Below are 13,772 nucleotides of genomic sequence, written 5' to 3'. Positions count from 1 at the left end.
CAGGAAGGGCGTTCTAGCATCGGACGGTGCCGTTCCAGAGCCTTGTAGCGCGTCTGCCGTATCCCTCGTTCGCGGTCCAGCGAGCGGTCGCGATAGCGGCGGTGATCGCGCAGGCCGGAATCGGCGTCACCGGCTCGGTCGTCCGCGTCACGGGTTCGGGCCTCGGCTGCCCGACGTGGCCGCAGTGCGTCGAAGGCAGCATCGTGCCGGTCGCGCACCCCGAGTTCGACACGCTCACCCAGTGGATCGAGTTCAGCAACCGGATGCTGACCGGGGTGGTCATCCTGGTCGCCGCGCTGTGCGTGATCACCGCGTGGCGCGTGCAGATCGAACACCCGAGCCGCCGCCGTCTGGTGAAGCTGGCCTGGACGATGCCCGCCGGCGTGATCCTGCAGGCCGTCGTCGGCGGGATCACCGTGCTCGCGAAACTCGAATGGTGGACCGTCGCGCTCCACTTCCTGGCCTCCACTCCTCTGGTCTGGCTCGCGGTCCTGCTGCTGCGCGCGTTCAAGGAGGGTGACGAGCCCGCCCGCTGGCTGATCCCGGACGCGGGACGCAAGACGCTGATCGCGCTCGCCGTGTCCATGTGGGCCGTCCTCGTGACGGGAACCACCGTGACCGGGGCGGGCCCGCACGGCGGCGACCCCGGCACCCACCGGCTCCAAGCCCCCATCGAGACGCTCACCCAGGTCCACGGTGGTCTGCTGGTGGTCTACCTGATCGTGCTGGCCGTCTTCGGGCTCCAGCTGATGCGTGGCGAGACGCCGAAGCAGTTGTGGAAGCGGTACACCATCGTGTGGGTCGTCGCGGTCCTCCAGGGCGTCGTGGGCTCGGTGCAGTACGCCCTCGGTGTCCCGGAGGCGCTGGTCTCGTTCCACGTCCTCGGCTCCGCGCTCGTGATCATCTCGACGGCGGCGCTGTGGTGCGGCTCGCGCGACCGTGGTCCCGTGTCCTCGGCCACGGCTCCGGAACGCGAACTCGCCACCTCGAACTGAACCGGACGTAACCCCCAGGCGGCGTGCTCGCCAGACGGTGCCCTTACGCTGCGCTCGGTGCCCCACACGGGGGTCACCACCCAGTCGAGGCACGAGGTGTCGCATGACCGCCAGCACCGAGCCGGACGCACCGGCCAGTCCGTCCAAACCCCTGATCTCCCACCGCCGAGGCTCCGGGGAGATGCTGATACTCAAGACCTTCCTGCTGGTCCCGTTCGTCGCGCTGCTCGCCGCCGTGCCGATCGTGTGGGGCTGGGGCATGACCTGGGTCGACCTGGCGCTGGCGGCCGTGTTCTACACCGTCGGGACGCTCGGGGTGACCGTCGGATACCACCGCTACTTCACCCACGGCGCCTTCAAGGCCGGGCGGCCACTGCGCGTGGCGCTCGCCATCGCCGGCAGTTTCGCCGTGCAGGGTTCGGTCATCTTCTGGGTGGCCAGCCACCGTCGCCACCACGCCTTCGCCGACCGCGAAGGCGACCCGCACTCCCCCTGGCTGTTCGGGACGTCGCCCTCGGCGCTGCTACGCGGCTTCTGGCACGCGCACATGGGCTGGATGTTCAGCCGCGAGGTGACCAACTACGACCGTTTCGCGCCGGACCTGGTGGCCGACAAGGATCTTCGCGTGGTGAACCGCTACTTCTGGCTGTGGATCACGCTGAGCCTCGCGCTGCCCGCGGTGCTCGGCGGGCTGATCAGCTGGTCGTGGTGGGGTGTGGTGACCGGGTTCTTCTGGGCCGGGCTGGTCCGGATCGCGTTCCTGCACCACGTCACCTGGTCGGTGAACTCGATCTGTCACCTGGTCGGCGAGCGCCCGTTCGCCAGCCGTGACAAGGCGGCGAACTTCTGGCCGCTGGCGATCCTGTCCATGGGCGAGTCGTGGCACAACTCCCACCACGCCGACCCCACCTGCGCGCGGCACGGTGTCCTGCGCGGACAGGTCGACGTGTCGGCACGGGTGATCTGGCTGTTCGAGAAGTTCGGCTGGGCACGGGACGTGCGGTGGCCGAAGCCGGAGCGCTTGGCCGCGAAACTCGCCAAACCCGCCTGACCCCCGTCGCACTTAGTCCTCTGAATGCGGTAGTTGCACACGCAAGGATCGCATTCAGAGGACTAAATGCGGGGCGTCAGGCGAGTTGCTGCCGTACGGCGGAGGCGAAGCGCCAGGCCGCGGCGGCATCGGTCTGCCGGAACCCGAGCGAAGGTTCGACGAGCTCCAGTTCCAGCAGCAGCGGCCTGCCGTCCGGACCGGCGACGAGGTCGACGCGGGCGTAGAGCAGTTCCGCGCGCAGGATGCCGAGCAGTGCCGCCGTCGCGTCCAAAGCGTCTTCGGCCAGCGCGCGGAATCCCGCGGCGGGCTGCACGGGCGCGAGCTTCTCCGTCACGTACAGCCCGGACTCGTCGAGTTCCCGGCCCAGCATCGCCGCCTTCGAGAACGCGTGCGAGTACACACCGCCGAAGTACACCAGCGCGATCTCCCCCGCACTGTCCACACTGGACTGATACGGCTGGAGCAGCACGGTGTTCCCGTCGGCCTGCAACCCGGAGAGATGCGCGGCGGCCGCGTCGCCCGCCGTGAACCGGCCCGCTCCCCGCGAGCCGGCGCCGATGGCGGGCTTCAGCACGAACTCGCCCTTGGGCCAGCGTGGGGCCTTCTCGTCCGGCGCGATCAGGGTCGTCGGCACGATCGCGACCCCGGCGTCGCCGAGTTCGGCCAGATAGGACTTGTCGGTGTTCCACCGCGCGACCTCGGCCGAATTGGACAGCGTCGGCACGGTCTCGGTCCAGGACAGGAACTCGTCGCGGCGCTCGGCGTAGTCCCAGGTGGCGCGCAGCACGACGATGTCCGCGGCGGCGAAGTCGACGGTCGTGTCATCCCAGGCGGCCCATCGGGTCTTGAAGCCCAGGTCGGCCAGCGCCTCGGGTACGGCGTGCTCGTCGCCGTCACCTTCCGGCAGCGCGGAGCAGGCGGCGAAGATCGCGGAGCCGCTCACTTCCCCGCCATCCGGCGGCGGTGCTCGGCGCCGATCTTGGTGGCCTTCACGGTCTCGCTGTCCCACTCGGCGGGCTCGAGGTCTTCGACGGCCTCGACCAGCGCCTCGCCCGCCGCCACGGAGGCGACGACGACATCGCCGAGCGCGCCGTCGGCACCCACGAGCACGACCCGCGCGCCGATCCGGCCGATGTTCTCCACCACCGCGCGCGACGGCTTCCCGTGCCGCTTCACGAAGTCGCGAGCGGCCGCGACCTGGCGCGACGTGGGGGCGGCGGTCTCGGTCTTCTCTTCGGTCTCAGCCACGCGCCGAGCTTAACCGCGAAAGGCCCGGGACGCGGAATAACCGTGGCGTCGGCCATAGTTGTCCCGGTCGGAACGACCTTGAACGAGGAGGATGTATGCCCGCGGCAGTGCAGATCCGGCGAACCGGTGGTCCCGAAGTCCTTGAACTGTCCGAAGTCGAGGTAGGCGAACCCGGATCCGACGAACTGCTCGTGGACGTCGCGGCGGCGGGCGTCAACTACATCGACACCTACCACCGCGAGGGCATCTATCCGGTCGACACCCCGTTCATCCTGGGCATGGAGGGTGCCGGGACGGTGGCCGCGGTCGGCGCGGACGTGACCGGTTTCGCCGTCGGCGACCGGGTCGCCTGGCAGGGTTCGCTGGGCAGCTACGCCCAGCGCCGTCTGGTTCCCGCCACGATCGCGGTGAAGATCCCGGACGGCGTGTCCGAGGAGACCGCCGCCGCCACGATGCTCCAGGGGATCACCGCGCACGCGCTGATCGCCTCGACCTACGAGGTCAAGGCCGGTGACGACGTGCTGATCCACGCCGCGGCGGGTGGAATGGGCCTGCTGCTGGTCCAGCTGGCCAAGGCGCGCGGCGCCCGGGTGATCGGCACCGTCTCCACCGACGAGAAGGCCGAACTCGCCAAGCAGGCGGGCGCGGACGACGTCATCCGCTACGACCAGGTCGACTTCGCCAAGGCCACCCGCGACCTCACCGGCGGCAAGGGCGTCGAGGTCGTCTACGACGGCGTCGGCAAGTCCACTGTGGACGGCAGCCTCGCGAGCCTGAAGATCCGCGGCCTGCTCGCCCTCTACGGCGCGGCCAGCGGCCCGGTCCCGCCGATCGACCCGCAGCTGCTCAACCGCAGCGGCTCGGTGTACCTCACCCGCCCGACCTCCGCGCACTACGTGCTCACCCGCGAGGAACTGGAGTGGCGCGTGAACGAACTGTTCGCCGCCGTCCAGGACGGCTCACTGAACATCCGGATCGGCGGCCGCTACCCGCTGGCCGACGCCCGTCAGGCGCACGAAGACCTCCAGGGCCGCCGCACCACCGGCAAGCTCCTGCTGATCCCGTGACGACGCTCTGGCCGGAGGAAGTCCGGCTCACCGGCGAAGGGCTCGTCCTGCGGGAGTGGGTCGAAGACGACATCGCGTTCATGCCGGGGCTGTTCGACAATCCCGCTGTCGCGCGGTTCACGCCATTGCCTTCCCCGTTCGACGAGGTGGCGGCGAAGGCGCACTACGCGAAGGCCGTCGCCCGTCGCGCCGAGGGCAACGGGCTGCGCCTGGCCATCACGGCCGACGGCGGCGATCCGCTCGGCGAGGTGGTGCTGTTCCTGAAGGAGGATGCGGCCGAACTCGGGTACGCCGTCGGTCCCGCGCACCGCGGGCGGGACCTGGCGGCGCGGTCACTGCGGGTCCTCACCGCCCACGCGCTGGACCTCGGGCGCGGACCGCTCCAGCTGAAGATCGACGCCGAGAACGCCGCCAGCGAAGCCGTCGCTCGCCGCGTCGGCTACGCCCTAACCGACGCGGCGCCCGAGCCCAAGGTCGAGAAGGGACTGGAGATCACTCTGCTCACCTGGGAGTACGCCGGCTGAGCGGGACGCCGTGAAGGCCTCCTTCCCTACTCTGAAGGTAGGGAAGGAGGCCTTCACGGACTTCAGCCCATCGCGCGGGCCCAGAGCGCTCGGAGCCGGAACTCGTCCTGTTCCGCGTGCTCGACGGTCAGCTCGACCTCGTCGCCCACGTCGAGCTTCCGGAATTCTTCGGGCCCGAAACCCTTCAGCATCGAATAGTGGACCCAGATCGGGTCGGCGAAGTCGGCCGACTCGACCACTCCCCAGCCATCGTCCACCAGCCAGGAACGAACCCGGCCTCGGTGGACGCGGCCGTCGGAAGGTCCCATCAGCCCTTGTCGGTCGGGACGCTCACCGCGTCGGTCACGAACACCAGGGTCTCGTTCGGCGCGATGCCGTTCCCGCCCTGGCCGTAGCCGAGGTCAGGCGGGATGATCAGCAGCCGCCGCGCGCCCTGCTTGATCCCTTCGAGACCCTTGTCCCAGCCCTGGATGACCATGCCGGCGCCGAGCGTCAGCTCGAACGGTTCGCCGCGGTCGAACGAGCTGTCCAGCTTCTGCTTGTTGGACCAGGTGACCAGCGAATAGTTCATCTTCAGGTTCGCGCCCGCCTTGGCGCCCTCGCCGGTACCGGGCTCGAGGTCCTTGGTGATGAGCTTCTTCGGCGGGTCGCAGTCGTCCGGGATGGTGATGGTCGGCGCTTCGCCGAACTTCCCGGTGGTCTTCACGTCCTCGGCCGTGCATTCCTTGCCCTTCGGGGCGGCCGGAGCCGACGAAGACGCCGACGCGGGGGCCGCGCCGGAGGTCTGGGCCGAACCTGCGGTGTTCTGTTTCTCGCCACAGGCCGCCAGGGCGAGGACGCCCGCGCCGATGACCACGATCTTGCCGAATGTGCGCATGCGGCCGACCTTAGCCAAGACCCTCCAGCGCGGGAACAAGGTCACCGGTCTGCACTACGCCCATCCGCCGGGTCGCCCTGGTCAGAGCCACATAAAGATCGTTGAGCCCGCGCGGCGACTCGGCGACGACCTCGTCCGGGGACACCAGCAGCACCGAATCGAACTCCAGGCCCTTCGCCCGCTCGACCGGCATCACCGACACCCGATCCCCCGCCTCGCCGAGTGTCTCCGAGAGCGAAGCGACCAGGGGCGACGGACACAGCACGGCGACCGTCCCACCGTCCACAGCGGACAGTTCGGCATCGACGAGGCCGGGCAGTTCCGCGGTGAGATCCGCCGGGTCCACGGAACGCAGCCACGGCTCGAAACCCGTCTCCCGCACCGAAACCGGCGCTTCGAGTTCCGGGTTGACCTCAGCGAGCACCCGGGACGCGACGGCCATGATCTCCGCCGGGGTCCGGTAGTTGACGGTCAGTTCTTCGAGCCGCCAGCGATCGGCGACGTACGGCGAAAGCGCCTCGCCCCACGTCCGCGCCCCACCGGCCGCCCCGGTCTGGGCGACGTCGCCGACCAGCGTCATCGACCGGTTCGGCGACCGGCGCATCAGCAGCCGCCAGTCCATCGCGGTCAGTTCCTGCGCCTCGTCGACGATCACGTGCCCGAAGGTCCACGTCCGGTCCTGGGCGGCCCGCTGCGCCGCGGTCATCTCGCTGCGGCGCTGCTGACGTTCGGCGAACAGCTCCGCGTCGAGGACGTCACCCACCCGCAGCAGCTCCTCGTCGACGATCTCCTCGTCCTGTTCGAGGATGTCGAGCACGCCCTCCGCGTAGGCGCGGTCTTCCCGCTCGCGGCGAGCGGCCTCGGCACGGGCTTCGGTGTCGTCCTCGCCGAGCAACTCGGCGAGTTCGTCGAGCAGCGGGACGTCCGACGGGCTCCACTTCGCGTCGGTCGGGCTGTAGAGGTGCTCACGATCGGTGTCCGACAAGGCCTTTCCGGCCGCGCTGCGCAACCGTTCGCGGTCGGCGAACAGCTCGTCGAGCACGATCTCGGGGGTGAGTTTCGGCCACAGCCCGTCGATCGCGGCGGCCACGTTCCTGTCCGCGGCGACCTCGGCCCGGATGTCCTGGACGTCCCGCGCGTCGAGCAGGTCCTCCCCCAGTTTGCGGGCGGCCTGCCGGGTCAGCGCGTCGAGGAGGTCCGAGACGAAGATCCGCCGGGCGAGGTTGTGCGGACGGCGCGACCGGCGGGCCCGTGTCCGCGCCTCGGTGCAGGTCTTGCGGTCGAGCATGAGGATCTCGCGCTCGAACTCGATCTCCAGGACCGGTTCCGGCACCCGCTGCCGGTCTCGGACCGCGTTGGCGAGCACGTCGGCCATCACCGGACGGCCCTTGATCTCGGCGGCCTCGCGGGTGACGGGGCCGTCGGCGTCCAGCCCCGGGTACAGCTGTCCGATCGTGGCCAGCAGCACCCCGGTCTCCCCCAGCGACGGCAGGACCTGCCCGATGTAGCGGAGGAACGTGCTGTTCGGCCCGACCACCAGCACGCCACGGGTGGTCAGCTGCTGGCGATGCGTGTAGAGCAGGTACGCCGCGCGGTGCAGCGCGACGGCGGTCTTGCCGGTTCCCGGGCCGCCCTGGACCACGAGCACTCCGTTCGGCGACGCGCGGATGATGCGGTCCTGTTCGGCCTGGATGGTGGCGACGATGTCGCTCATCGCGCCGGTGCGACGACGTTCGAGCGCGGCCAGCAGCGCCGCCTCGCCCGCTAGGCCGAGGTCTTGGCCCTGGTCGGCGGCGGAGAGGTCGAGGATCTCGTCGTCGACGCCGACGACCTTCCGGCTCAGCGACCGGATGTGGCGGCGGCGCCGCACACCTTCGGGTGAAGCGGCGGTGGCGAGGTAGAAGGGCCGCGCGACCGGCGCGCGCCAGTCGACGAGCAGCGGACGGTAGTCGTCGTCCTCGTCGAACAGCCCGAGCCGCCCGATATAGGTGGTCTCCTCGTCGTGCTCCGGAAGGAAGTCGAGGCGGCCGAAGCACAGGCCCTGCTCGACGGAGCTCAGCTGGGCCAGCCTGTCGGTGTACAGCGTCGTGGCGACGTCGCGTTCGGTGCGCGCCTGCGGGGTGCCGCCGGTCTGGCGCAGCGTCTCGTCGAGCCTGCGCTGCGCGTCGACGCGTTCGGCGTCGAGCTTGCGGTAGAGGGTGGTGACGTACTGCTGCTCGAGCGCGACGTCCTGCTCGAGCGCGTCGGGTTCCCGGTCCGGGGACACGGACAAAAGCAGCCTGCTTTCGAGAGGTGGGACAGGGGCCGAATGAACTACAACGGCGCCCGCCATCATCTCATTCCCGCGCTCTCACCCGGGCCAGGAGGAAGGCGGCGAGGGACAGGACGGTGGCCACACTCGCCCACACGACGTTCTCGTGGAGCAGCGCGGCGAAGGTGGCGGCGACACCCGCGATGGACTGCGCGACGAACCCGCACAGCGCGACGGCGTACGCGCCGTACCCGGGCACCTCGCTCACCGCGACGGCCATGCCGCTGGGGAAGAGCGCGGCCTGGCCGAACGTGGTGCCGCAGTAGAGCGCGACGAATGTCACGAAGGCTGCCGTGAGCGGGATCGCGGGCACGGGCCACAAGACGATCGTCAGCAGGCCGGCGCCGGTCATGACCAGCGCGCCCGCGCGCATCAGCCACGGCGAGCCTTTGCGCCCGGCCAGCCGGTTCACCAGCAGCGCGCCGGCGAAGTAGGCCAGCCCGAAGAGGAGGCCGAGGCCGCCGTACTGGTCCACGCTCAGCCCGAAGTGCTGCTGGAAGACGAACGGCGAGACCACCTGCAGGAGCACGATCGTCGCGAAGCCGAGTCCTGCCGCGATCGTCGGCCGCAGGAACGCCGGAACCGTGAGGATCCGGAGGTGGATCCGGATCATGCCCGTCTTTTCGCCGCGGCTCTTGTGGAGCGGAATCGTCAGCGTGCCCAGGACACAGAGCACGCCCGCCGCCGTCAGCACCGCGAAACCGCCCTGCCACCCGCCGATCAGCCCGCCGGCGAACTGCCCGCCGCCGAGCGCCGTGACGAACGCGATGGACAGCACCGAAAGCCGTTGGGCGAGCGCGTCGCCGTCGCCGAGGTCCCGCACGACGATACGGGCGATGATGGCCGCGCCTCCGGCACCGATCTCTTGCAGGGAACGGAGCCAGCATCGCGGCCCGGCGCCCGAGACGGTCGGCCGCCCGGCCCCACAGCACCACCGGCGCCGCCGCGCCGGACGGTACTGACGGGTAACCGGGCTGGGCAACGCGCGCCACCAGGCGGGAAGCCGGGCTGCGGCGGATCTCCTGGTCGCGTGGGTCGTGAGTGGCGATTCGTGTTCTAACCCGAAACGCCACTCACGACCACCTGGACCGAACCTCACCTCCGCCGTCCCACCCCCGACACGCGTGAAGGCCCCCTTCCCTCGGCTGAGCCGAGGGAAGGGGGCCTTCACGCGCTACAAGATCAGAAAGGCAGCCCGATGGCCGGCAGCCCGATCGCCGAGTCGACGGCCAGCGCGACGAACACGATCATCAGGTACGTGTTCGACCGGTGGAACAGCGACATCGGCTTGGTCTCCTCGCCCCGCCGCACCGCCGCGTTAAGGCTGTGCGCGTAGAAGAGGAACCAGCCACCGGCGAGCAGGGCGAACGTCGTGTAGATCCAGCTCGTCACCGGGACCAGCAGCAGCGTCCACGCGACCATCACCCACGAGTAGATGACGATCTGCCGCGCCACGTGCTGCGGGGTGGCGACCACCGGCAGCATCGGCACGCCGGCGCGCTCGTAGTCCTCGCGGTACTTCATGCCCAGCGCCCAGGTATGCGGCGGGGTCCAGAAGAAGATGACACCGAACATCACGAACGCGGGCCACTCGACGGTGCCGGTGACGGCGGCCCAGCCGATGACGACCGGCATGCAGCCCGCCGCGCCGCCCCAGACCACGTTCTGTGACGTACGCCGCTTCAGCACCAGCGTGTAGACGAAGATGTAGAAGAGGATCGTCACGATCGCGAGGATCGCCGAGAGCAGGTTCACCGTGAAATAGAGCACGACGAACGACAGGACGCCGAGCACGAGACCGAAGATCAGGGCGCCGCGCCGGGGCACCGATTCCTTCACCAGCGGGCGACGCTTGGTGCGGTTCATCACCTTGTCGATGTCCGCGTCGATGACGCAGTTCAAGGCGTTGGCGCTGCCGGCGGCCATGGTGCCGCCCACGAGCGTCGCGAGCACCAGCCACGGCGACGGGATTTCCCGGCCTGCCAGGAACATCGCGGGGATCGTGGTGACCAGGAGGAGCTCGATCACCCTGGGCTTCGCGAGGGCGGCGTACGCGCCGACGACCTGGCGGATTGTTCGCCGGCCACCGTGCGGTCGTTCACCGGTCGGATGTACGGCGCTGGTGCTGTCACTGCGTCCGTGCGCAGCGTTCACCAACGACATTTCACTCCCTGCGTCAGTTTTCGGGGCGGGGTCCACCAGGCTTCCGGGTGATGTGGCGGCCCCGGATCCGGAGTGTTCTGGACCCTTCCCCGATGTTAGACGTGCTGTTTCCAGAGGGTGATCGCGGGTCCTCGACCGGCCGAACCATTAGGCTGGCCGCGGTAGCTCGCGGCGTACCTCTGCGAACGGCCCGGACCAGGAATATCGTCCCTTCCGGATCGATTGAGATTAGTAGCGGTACACGTGGGTTACTCACGAGGGAAGAGAAGCCACAACCTGATGACGGGGAGTTCGAGTTCAGTGTCCGAAACCGCCTCTACCAGCGAGAAGAACCCACTCCTCCGGCGCAACGTGCCCGCCGACTGGACCGACCTCGACACGCGGGCCGTCGACACCGTGCGGGTGCTCGCCGCGGACGCGGTCGAGAACTGCGGCAGCGGTCACCCCGGCACCGCGATGAGCCTGGCGCCGCTCGCGTACACGCTCTTCCAGCGGACGCTGCGTCATGACCCGGCGGACCCCGAGTGGCCCGCTCGTGACCGCTTCGTCCTCTCCGCCGGTCACTCGAGCCTCACCCTCTACATCCAGCTGTACCTCGCCGGGTTCGGCCTGGAGCTGGAAGACCTGAAGCAGCTGCGCAAGTGGGACTCGAAGACCCCGGGTCACCCGGAGTACCGGCACACCAAGGGCGTCGAGACCACCACCGGCCCGCTCGGACAGGGCCTGGCCAACGCGGTCGGCATGGCGATGGCGGCCCGTCGCGAGCGCGGCCTGCTGGACCCGGACGCCCCGCAGGGCGAGAGCATCTTCGACCACTACGTCTACGTCGTCGCCTCCGACGGTGACATCGAAGAGGGCGTCACCGCCGAGGCCTCCTCGATCGCCGGCCGCCAGGAGCTGGGCAACCTGATCGTCTTCTGGGACGACAACGAGATCTCGATCGAGGACGACACCAAGATCGCGCTGTCCGAGGACGTCGTGAAGCGCTACGAGGCCTACGGGTGGCACACCCAGGTCGTCGAAGGTGGCGAAGACGTCGTCGCGATCGAAGAGGCCATCAAGGCCGCGAAGGCCGAGACCGAGCGTCCGTCGTTCATCGCGCTGAAGACCGTCATCGGGTACCCGGCGCCGAAAAAGATGGGCACCGGCAAGGCTCACGGCGCCGCGCTCGGCGCCGAAGAGGTCGCCGCGGTCAAGGAGATCCTCGGCTTCGACCCGGAGCAGAGCTTCCAGGTCGACGACGAGGTCATCGCGCACACCCGCCAGGCCGTCGACCGCGGCAAGACCGCCCGCGCAGAATGGCAGGAGAAGTTCGAGGCGTGGGGCGCCGCGAACCCGGAGCGCAAGAAGATCGCGGACCGGATGGCCACCCGCTCGCTGCCCGAGGGCTTCGCGGACAACCTGCCGAAGTGGGAGCCGGACGCCAAGGGCATCGCGACCCGCAAGGCCTCCGGTGAGGTGCTCAACGCCCTCGCCGAGCCGCTTCCCGAGCTGTGGGGCGGTTCCGCGGACCTCGCGGAGAGCAACAACACCACCATGAAGGGGGCCGACTCGTTCGGCCCGGAGAAGGCTTCCACCGACATGTGGAAGACCAGCCCGTACGGCCGGACGCTGCACTTCGGCATCCGCGAGCACGCGATGGGCTCGATCCTCAACGGCATCGCGCTGCACGGCGGCACCCGTCCCTACGGCGCGACGTTCCTGATCTTCTCCGACTACATGCGCCCGCCCGTGCGGCTGGCCGCGCTGATGAAGGCGCCGGTCACCTACGTGTGGACGCACGACTCGATCGGCCTTGGCGAGGACGGCCCCACCCACCAGCCGATCGAGCAGCTCTCCTCGCTGCGCGCGATCCCCGGCCTCAACGTCGTCCGCCCGGCGGACGCCAACGAGACCGCGTACGCGTGGAAGGCCGTCCTGGAGGACGTCCACCACCCGTCGGGCCTGGCGCTGACCCGGCAGAACGTGCCGGTGCTGGAGGGCACCAGCGCCGAAGGCGTCAAGCGGGGCGGTTACGTCCTCGCCGAGGCGTCCAACGGCAGCCCCGAGGTCGTGCTGATCGCGACCGGCTCCGAGGTCCAGCTGGCCGTCGAGGCCCGCAAGACCCTCGAGGCCGACGGCATCCCGGCGAGCGTCGTCTCGATGCCGTGTGTCGAGTGGTTCGACGCGCAGGACCAGTCCTACAAGGACTCGGTCATCCCGCCGTCGATCAAGGCACGCGTCTCCGTGGAGGCCGGTGTCGCCCAGTCGTGGCACCGCTTCACCGGTGACGCCGGGGTGAACGTTTCGATCGAGCACTTCGGTGCGTCGGCCGACGCCGCCACACTGTTCCGTGAGTTCGGTTTCACCGCGGAGGCAGTCGTCGAGGCCGCCCGTCGCTCGATCGCCAACACCAAGAACTGAAGGGGATGACACAGCAGATGAGCAACGACAAGCTCGCGCAGCTGTCCGAGGCCGGGGTGTCGATCTGGCTCGACGACCTGTCCCGTGAGCGCCTGAACACCGGCAATCTCGCCGGCCTGATCCGCGACAAGCACGTCGTGGGCGTGACGACCAACCCGACGATCTTCGCCAACGCGATGTCGAAGGGCGAGGCGTACGACGAGCAGACCCGCGAGCTCGCCGCCCGCGGCGCCGACGTCGAGGCCACCATCCGCGAGCTGACCACCACCGACGTGCGCAACGCCGCGGATCTGTTCCGCGACGTCTACACCGCCACTAACGGGGTCGACGGCCGGGTGTCCATCGAGGTGGACCCGCGGCTGGCCAAGGACTCCGACAAGACGGTGGCCGAGGCGCAGGACCTGTGGAAGACCGTGGACCGGCCGAACGTGCTGATCAAGATCCCGGCCACCGAAGAGGGTCTCCCGGCGATCACCAAGACCCTGGCCGAGGGCATCAGCGTCAACGTCACGCTGATCTTCTCCGTCGAGCGGTACCGGGCGGTCATCGAGGCCTACTTCGCCGGGCTGGAGCAGGCCAAGGCCAACGGCCACGACCTCAAGGGCATCCACTCGGTCGCGTCGTTCTTCGTGTCCCGTGTGGACACCGAGATCGACAATCGCCTCGACGCGATCGGCACCGACGCGGCCACCGCCCTGCGCGGTGAGGCCGCCATCGCCAACGCGCGGCTCGCGTACGCGGCGTTCGAGGAGCTGTTCGCTTCGGACCGCTGGAAGGCACTCGCCGAGGCGGGCGCGAACCCACAGCGTCCGCTGTGGGCCTCCACCGGCGTGAAGGACCCGCAGTACTCCGACACCCGCTACGTGGACCAGCTCGTCGTCAAGGACACGGTCAACACGATGCCGGAGAAGACCCTCGAAGCCGCGGGCGACCACGCCGAGATCACCGGTGACACGGTGACCGGCAAGGGCCCCGACGCGCAGGTCGTCTTCGACAAGCTGCGTGTGGTCGGCATCGACATCGACGACGTGTTCAAGGTCCTCGAGGACGAGGGCGTCGAGAAGTTCGAGAAGTCGTGGACCGAGCTTCTCGAGACCGTCACCGGGCAGCTGGAAAAGGCAAAGGACTGATCT

At 69.4% G+C, this 13,772-nt stretch carries 13 protein-coding genes; 6 read left to right on the top strand and 7 right to left on the bottom strand.

Going from position 1 to position 13,772, the window contains the following annotated elements; translation table 11 throughout:
• Positions 1–26 precede the first annotated feature (26 nt).
• Positions 27–995: a COX15/CtaA family protein gene (locus AC069I_RS42330; RefSeq protein WP_478267875.1), complete on the top strand. Its 969-nt coding sequence runs from the start codon at positions 27–29 to the stop codon at positions 993–995.
• A gap of 103 nt (positions 996–1,098) precedes the next feature.
• Positions 1,099–2,046: an acyl-CoA desaturase gene (locus AC069I_RS42325; RefSeq protein ID WP_340683096.1), complete on the top strand. Its 948-nt coding sequence runs from the start codon at positions 1,099–1,101 to the stop codon at positions 2,044–2,046.
• 76 nt (positions 2,047–2,122) lie between these two features.
• Here the strand turns inward: AC069I_RS42325 and AC069I_RS42320 are convergent, their stop codons facing one another.
• Positions 2,123–2,989 carry an ATP-grasp domain-containing protein gene (locus tag AC069I_RS42320; protein ID WP_340683097.1) on the bottom strand — a complete coding sequence of 289 codons (867 nt, stop codon included), beginning with the start codon at positions 2,987–2,989 and terminating at the stop codon, positions 2,123–2,125.
• Entirely contained in the window at positions 2,986–3,294 is a 309-nt protein-coding gene (locus AC069I_RS42315; protein ID WP_478227542.1) for a hypothetical protein, read from the bottom strand. Before AC069I_RS42315 ends, AC069I_RS42320 begins: the two co-directional genes overlap by 4 nt.
• A 95-nt stretch (positions 3,295–3,389) precedes the next feature.
• On the opposite strand from AC069I_RS42315, the gene AC069I_RS42310 reads away from it, so the two are divergent.
• Both AC069I_RS42310 and AC069I_RS42305 read left to right on the top strand, forming a co-directional pair.
• Positions 3,390–4,361, top strand: coding sequence for a quinone oxidoreductase family protein (locus tag AC069I_RS42310; RefSeq protein WP_478267874.1), 972 nt, complete (start codon positions 3,390–3,392; stop codon positions 4,359–4,361).
• Positions 4,358–4,885 (top strand): GNAT family N-acetyltransferase, encoded by a 528-nt coding sequence (locus AC069I_RS42305; protein WP_478267873.1) that lies wholly within the window; start codon positions 4,358–4,360, stop codon positions 4,883–4,885. Before AC069I_RS42310 ends, AC069I_RS42305 begins: the two co-directional genes overlap by 4 nt.
• A 62-nt stretch (positions 4,886–4,947) precedes the next feature.
• Here AC069I_RS42305 and AC069I_RS42300 read toward each other — a convergent pair whose 3' ends face one another.
• From AC069I_RS42300 to AC069I_RS42280, 5 genes are all read right to left on the bottom strand, one after another.
• Positions 4,948–5,193 carry a cold-shock protein gene (locus AC069I_RS42300; RefSeq protein ID WP_478267872.1) on the bottom strand — a complete coding sequence of 82 codons (246 nt, stop codon included), beginning with the start codon at positions 5,191–5,193 and terminating at the stop codon, positions 4,948–4,950.
• Complete coding sequence (locus AC069I_RS42295; RefSeq protein ID WP_219153041.1) at positions 5,193–5,762, bottom strand: FKBP-type peptidyl-prolyl cis-trans isomerase; 570 nt, start codon at positions 5,760–5,762, stop codon at positions 5,193–5,195. Before AC069I_RS42295 ends, AC069I_RS42300 begins: the two co-directional genes overlap by 1 nt.
• A gap of 10 nt (positions 5,763–5,772) precedes the next feature.
• On the bottom strand, positions 5,773–8,034 hold the full coding sequence (locus AC069I_RS42290; RefSeq protein WP_478267871.1) for a HelD family protein: 2,262 nt from the start codon (positions 8,032–8,034) through the stop codon (positions 5,773–5,775).
• A gap of 64 nt (positions 8,035–8,098) precedes the next feature.
• Positions 8,099–9,055 (bottom strand): MFS transporter, encoded by a 957-nt coding sequence (locus AC069I_RS42285; RefSeq protein WP_478267870.1) that lies wholly within the window; start codon positions 9,053–9,055, stop codon positions 8,099–8,101.
• 200 nt (positions 9,056–9,255) lie between these two features.
• The gene (locus AC069I_RS42280; RefSeq protein WP_125736362.1) at positions 9,256–10,236 is read right to left on the bottom strand and encodes a heme o synthase; all 981 of its coding nucleotides are present in this window, start codon (positions 10,234–10,236) and stop codon (positions 9,256–9,258) included.
• Between the two features lie 300 nt (positions 10,237–10,536).
• On the opposite strand from AC069I_RS42280, the gene tkt reads away from it, so the two are divergent.
• Together tkt and tal are read left to right on the top strand one after the other, a co-directional pair.
• A complete protein-coding gene (gene tkt, locus AC069I_RS42275) occupies positions 10,537–12,639 on the top strand; it encodes a transketolase (RefSeq protein ID WP_478267869.1) in 2,103 nt (700 codons plus the stop codon).
• A gap of 17 nt (positions 12,640–12,656) precedes the next feature.
• On the top strand, positions 12,657–13,769 hold the full coding sequence (gene tal, locus AC069I_RS42270) for a transaldolase (RefSeq protein ID WP_478267868.1): 1,113 nt from the start codon (positions 12,657–12,659) through the stop codon (positions 13,767–13,769).
• Positions 13,770–13,772 lie beyond the last annotated feature (3 nt).

It is taken from the genome of Amycolatopsis sp. NPDC043885 (assembly GCF_056435685.1).
This window is presented reverse-complemented; position numbering and strand designations above follow the sequence as displayed.

What these genes read in the sequence shown, in the direction of transcription:
- AC069I_RS42325 (WP_340683096.1), top strand. Translation starts at nt 1,099, where the DNA reads ATGACCGCCAGCACCGAGCCGGACGCACCGGCCAGTCCGTCCAAACCC.
- AC069I_RS42310 (WP_478267874.1), top strand. Translation starts at nt 3,390, where the DNA reads ATGCCCGCGGCAGTGCAGATCCGGCGAACCGGTGGTCCCGAAGTCCTT.
- AC069I_RS42300 (WP_478267872.1), bottom strand. Translation starts at nt 5,193, where the DNA reads ATGGGACCTTCCGACGGCCGCGTCCACCGAGGCCGGGTTCGTTCCTGG.
- AC069I_RS42295 (WP_219153041.1), bottom strand. Translation starts at nt 5,762, where the DNA reads ATGCGCACATTCGGCAAGATCGTGGTCATCGGCGCGGGCGTCCTCGCC.
- AC069I_RS42280 (WP_125736362.1), bottom strand. Translation starts at nt 10,236, where the DNA reads ATGTCGTTGGTGAACGCTGCGCACGGACGCAGTGACAGCACCAGCGCC.
- tal (WP_478267868.1), top strand. Translation starts at nt 12,657, where the DNA reads ATGAGCAACGACAAGCTCGCGCAGCTGTCCGAGGCCGGGGTGTCGATC.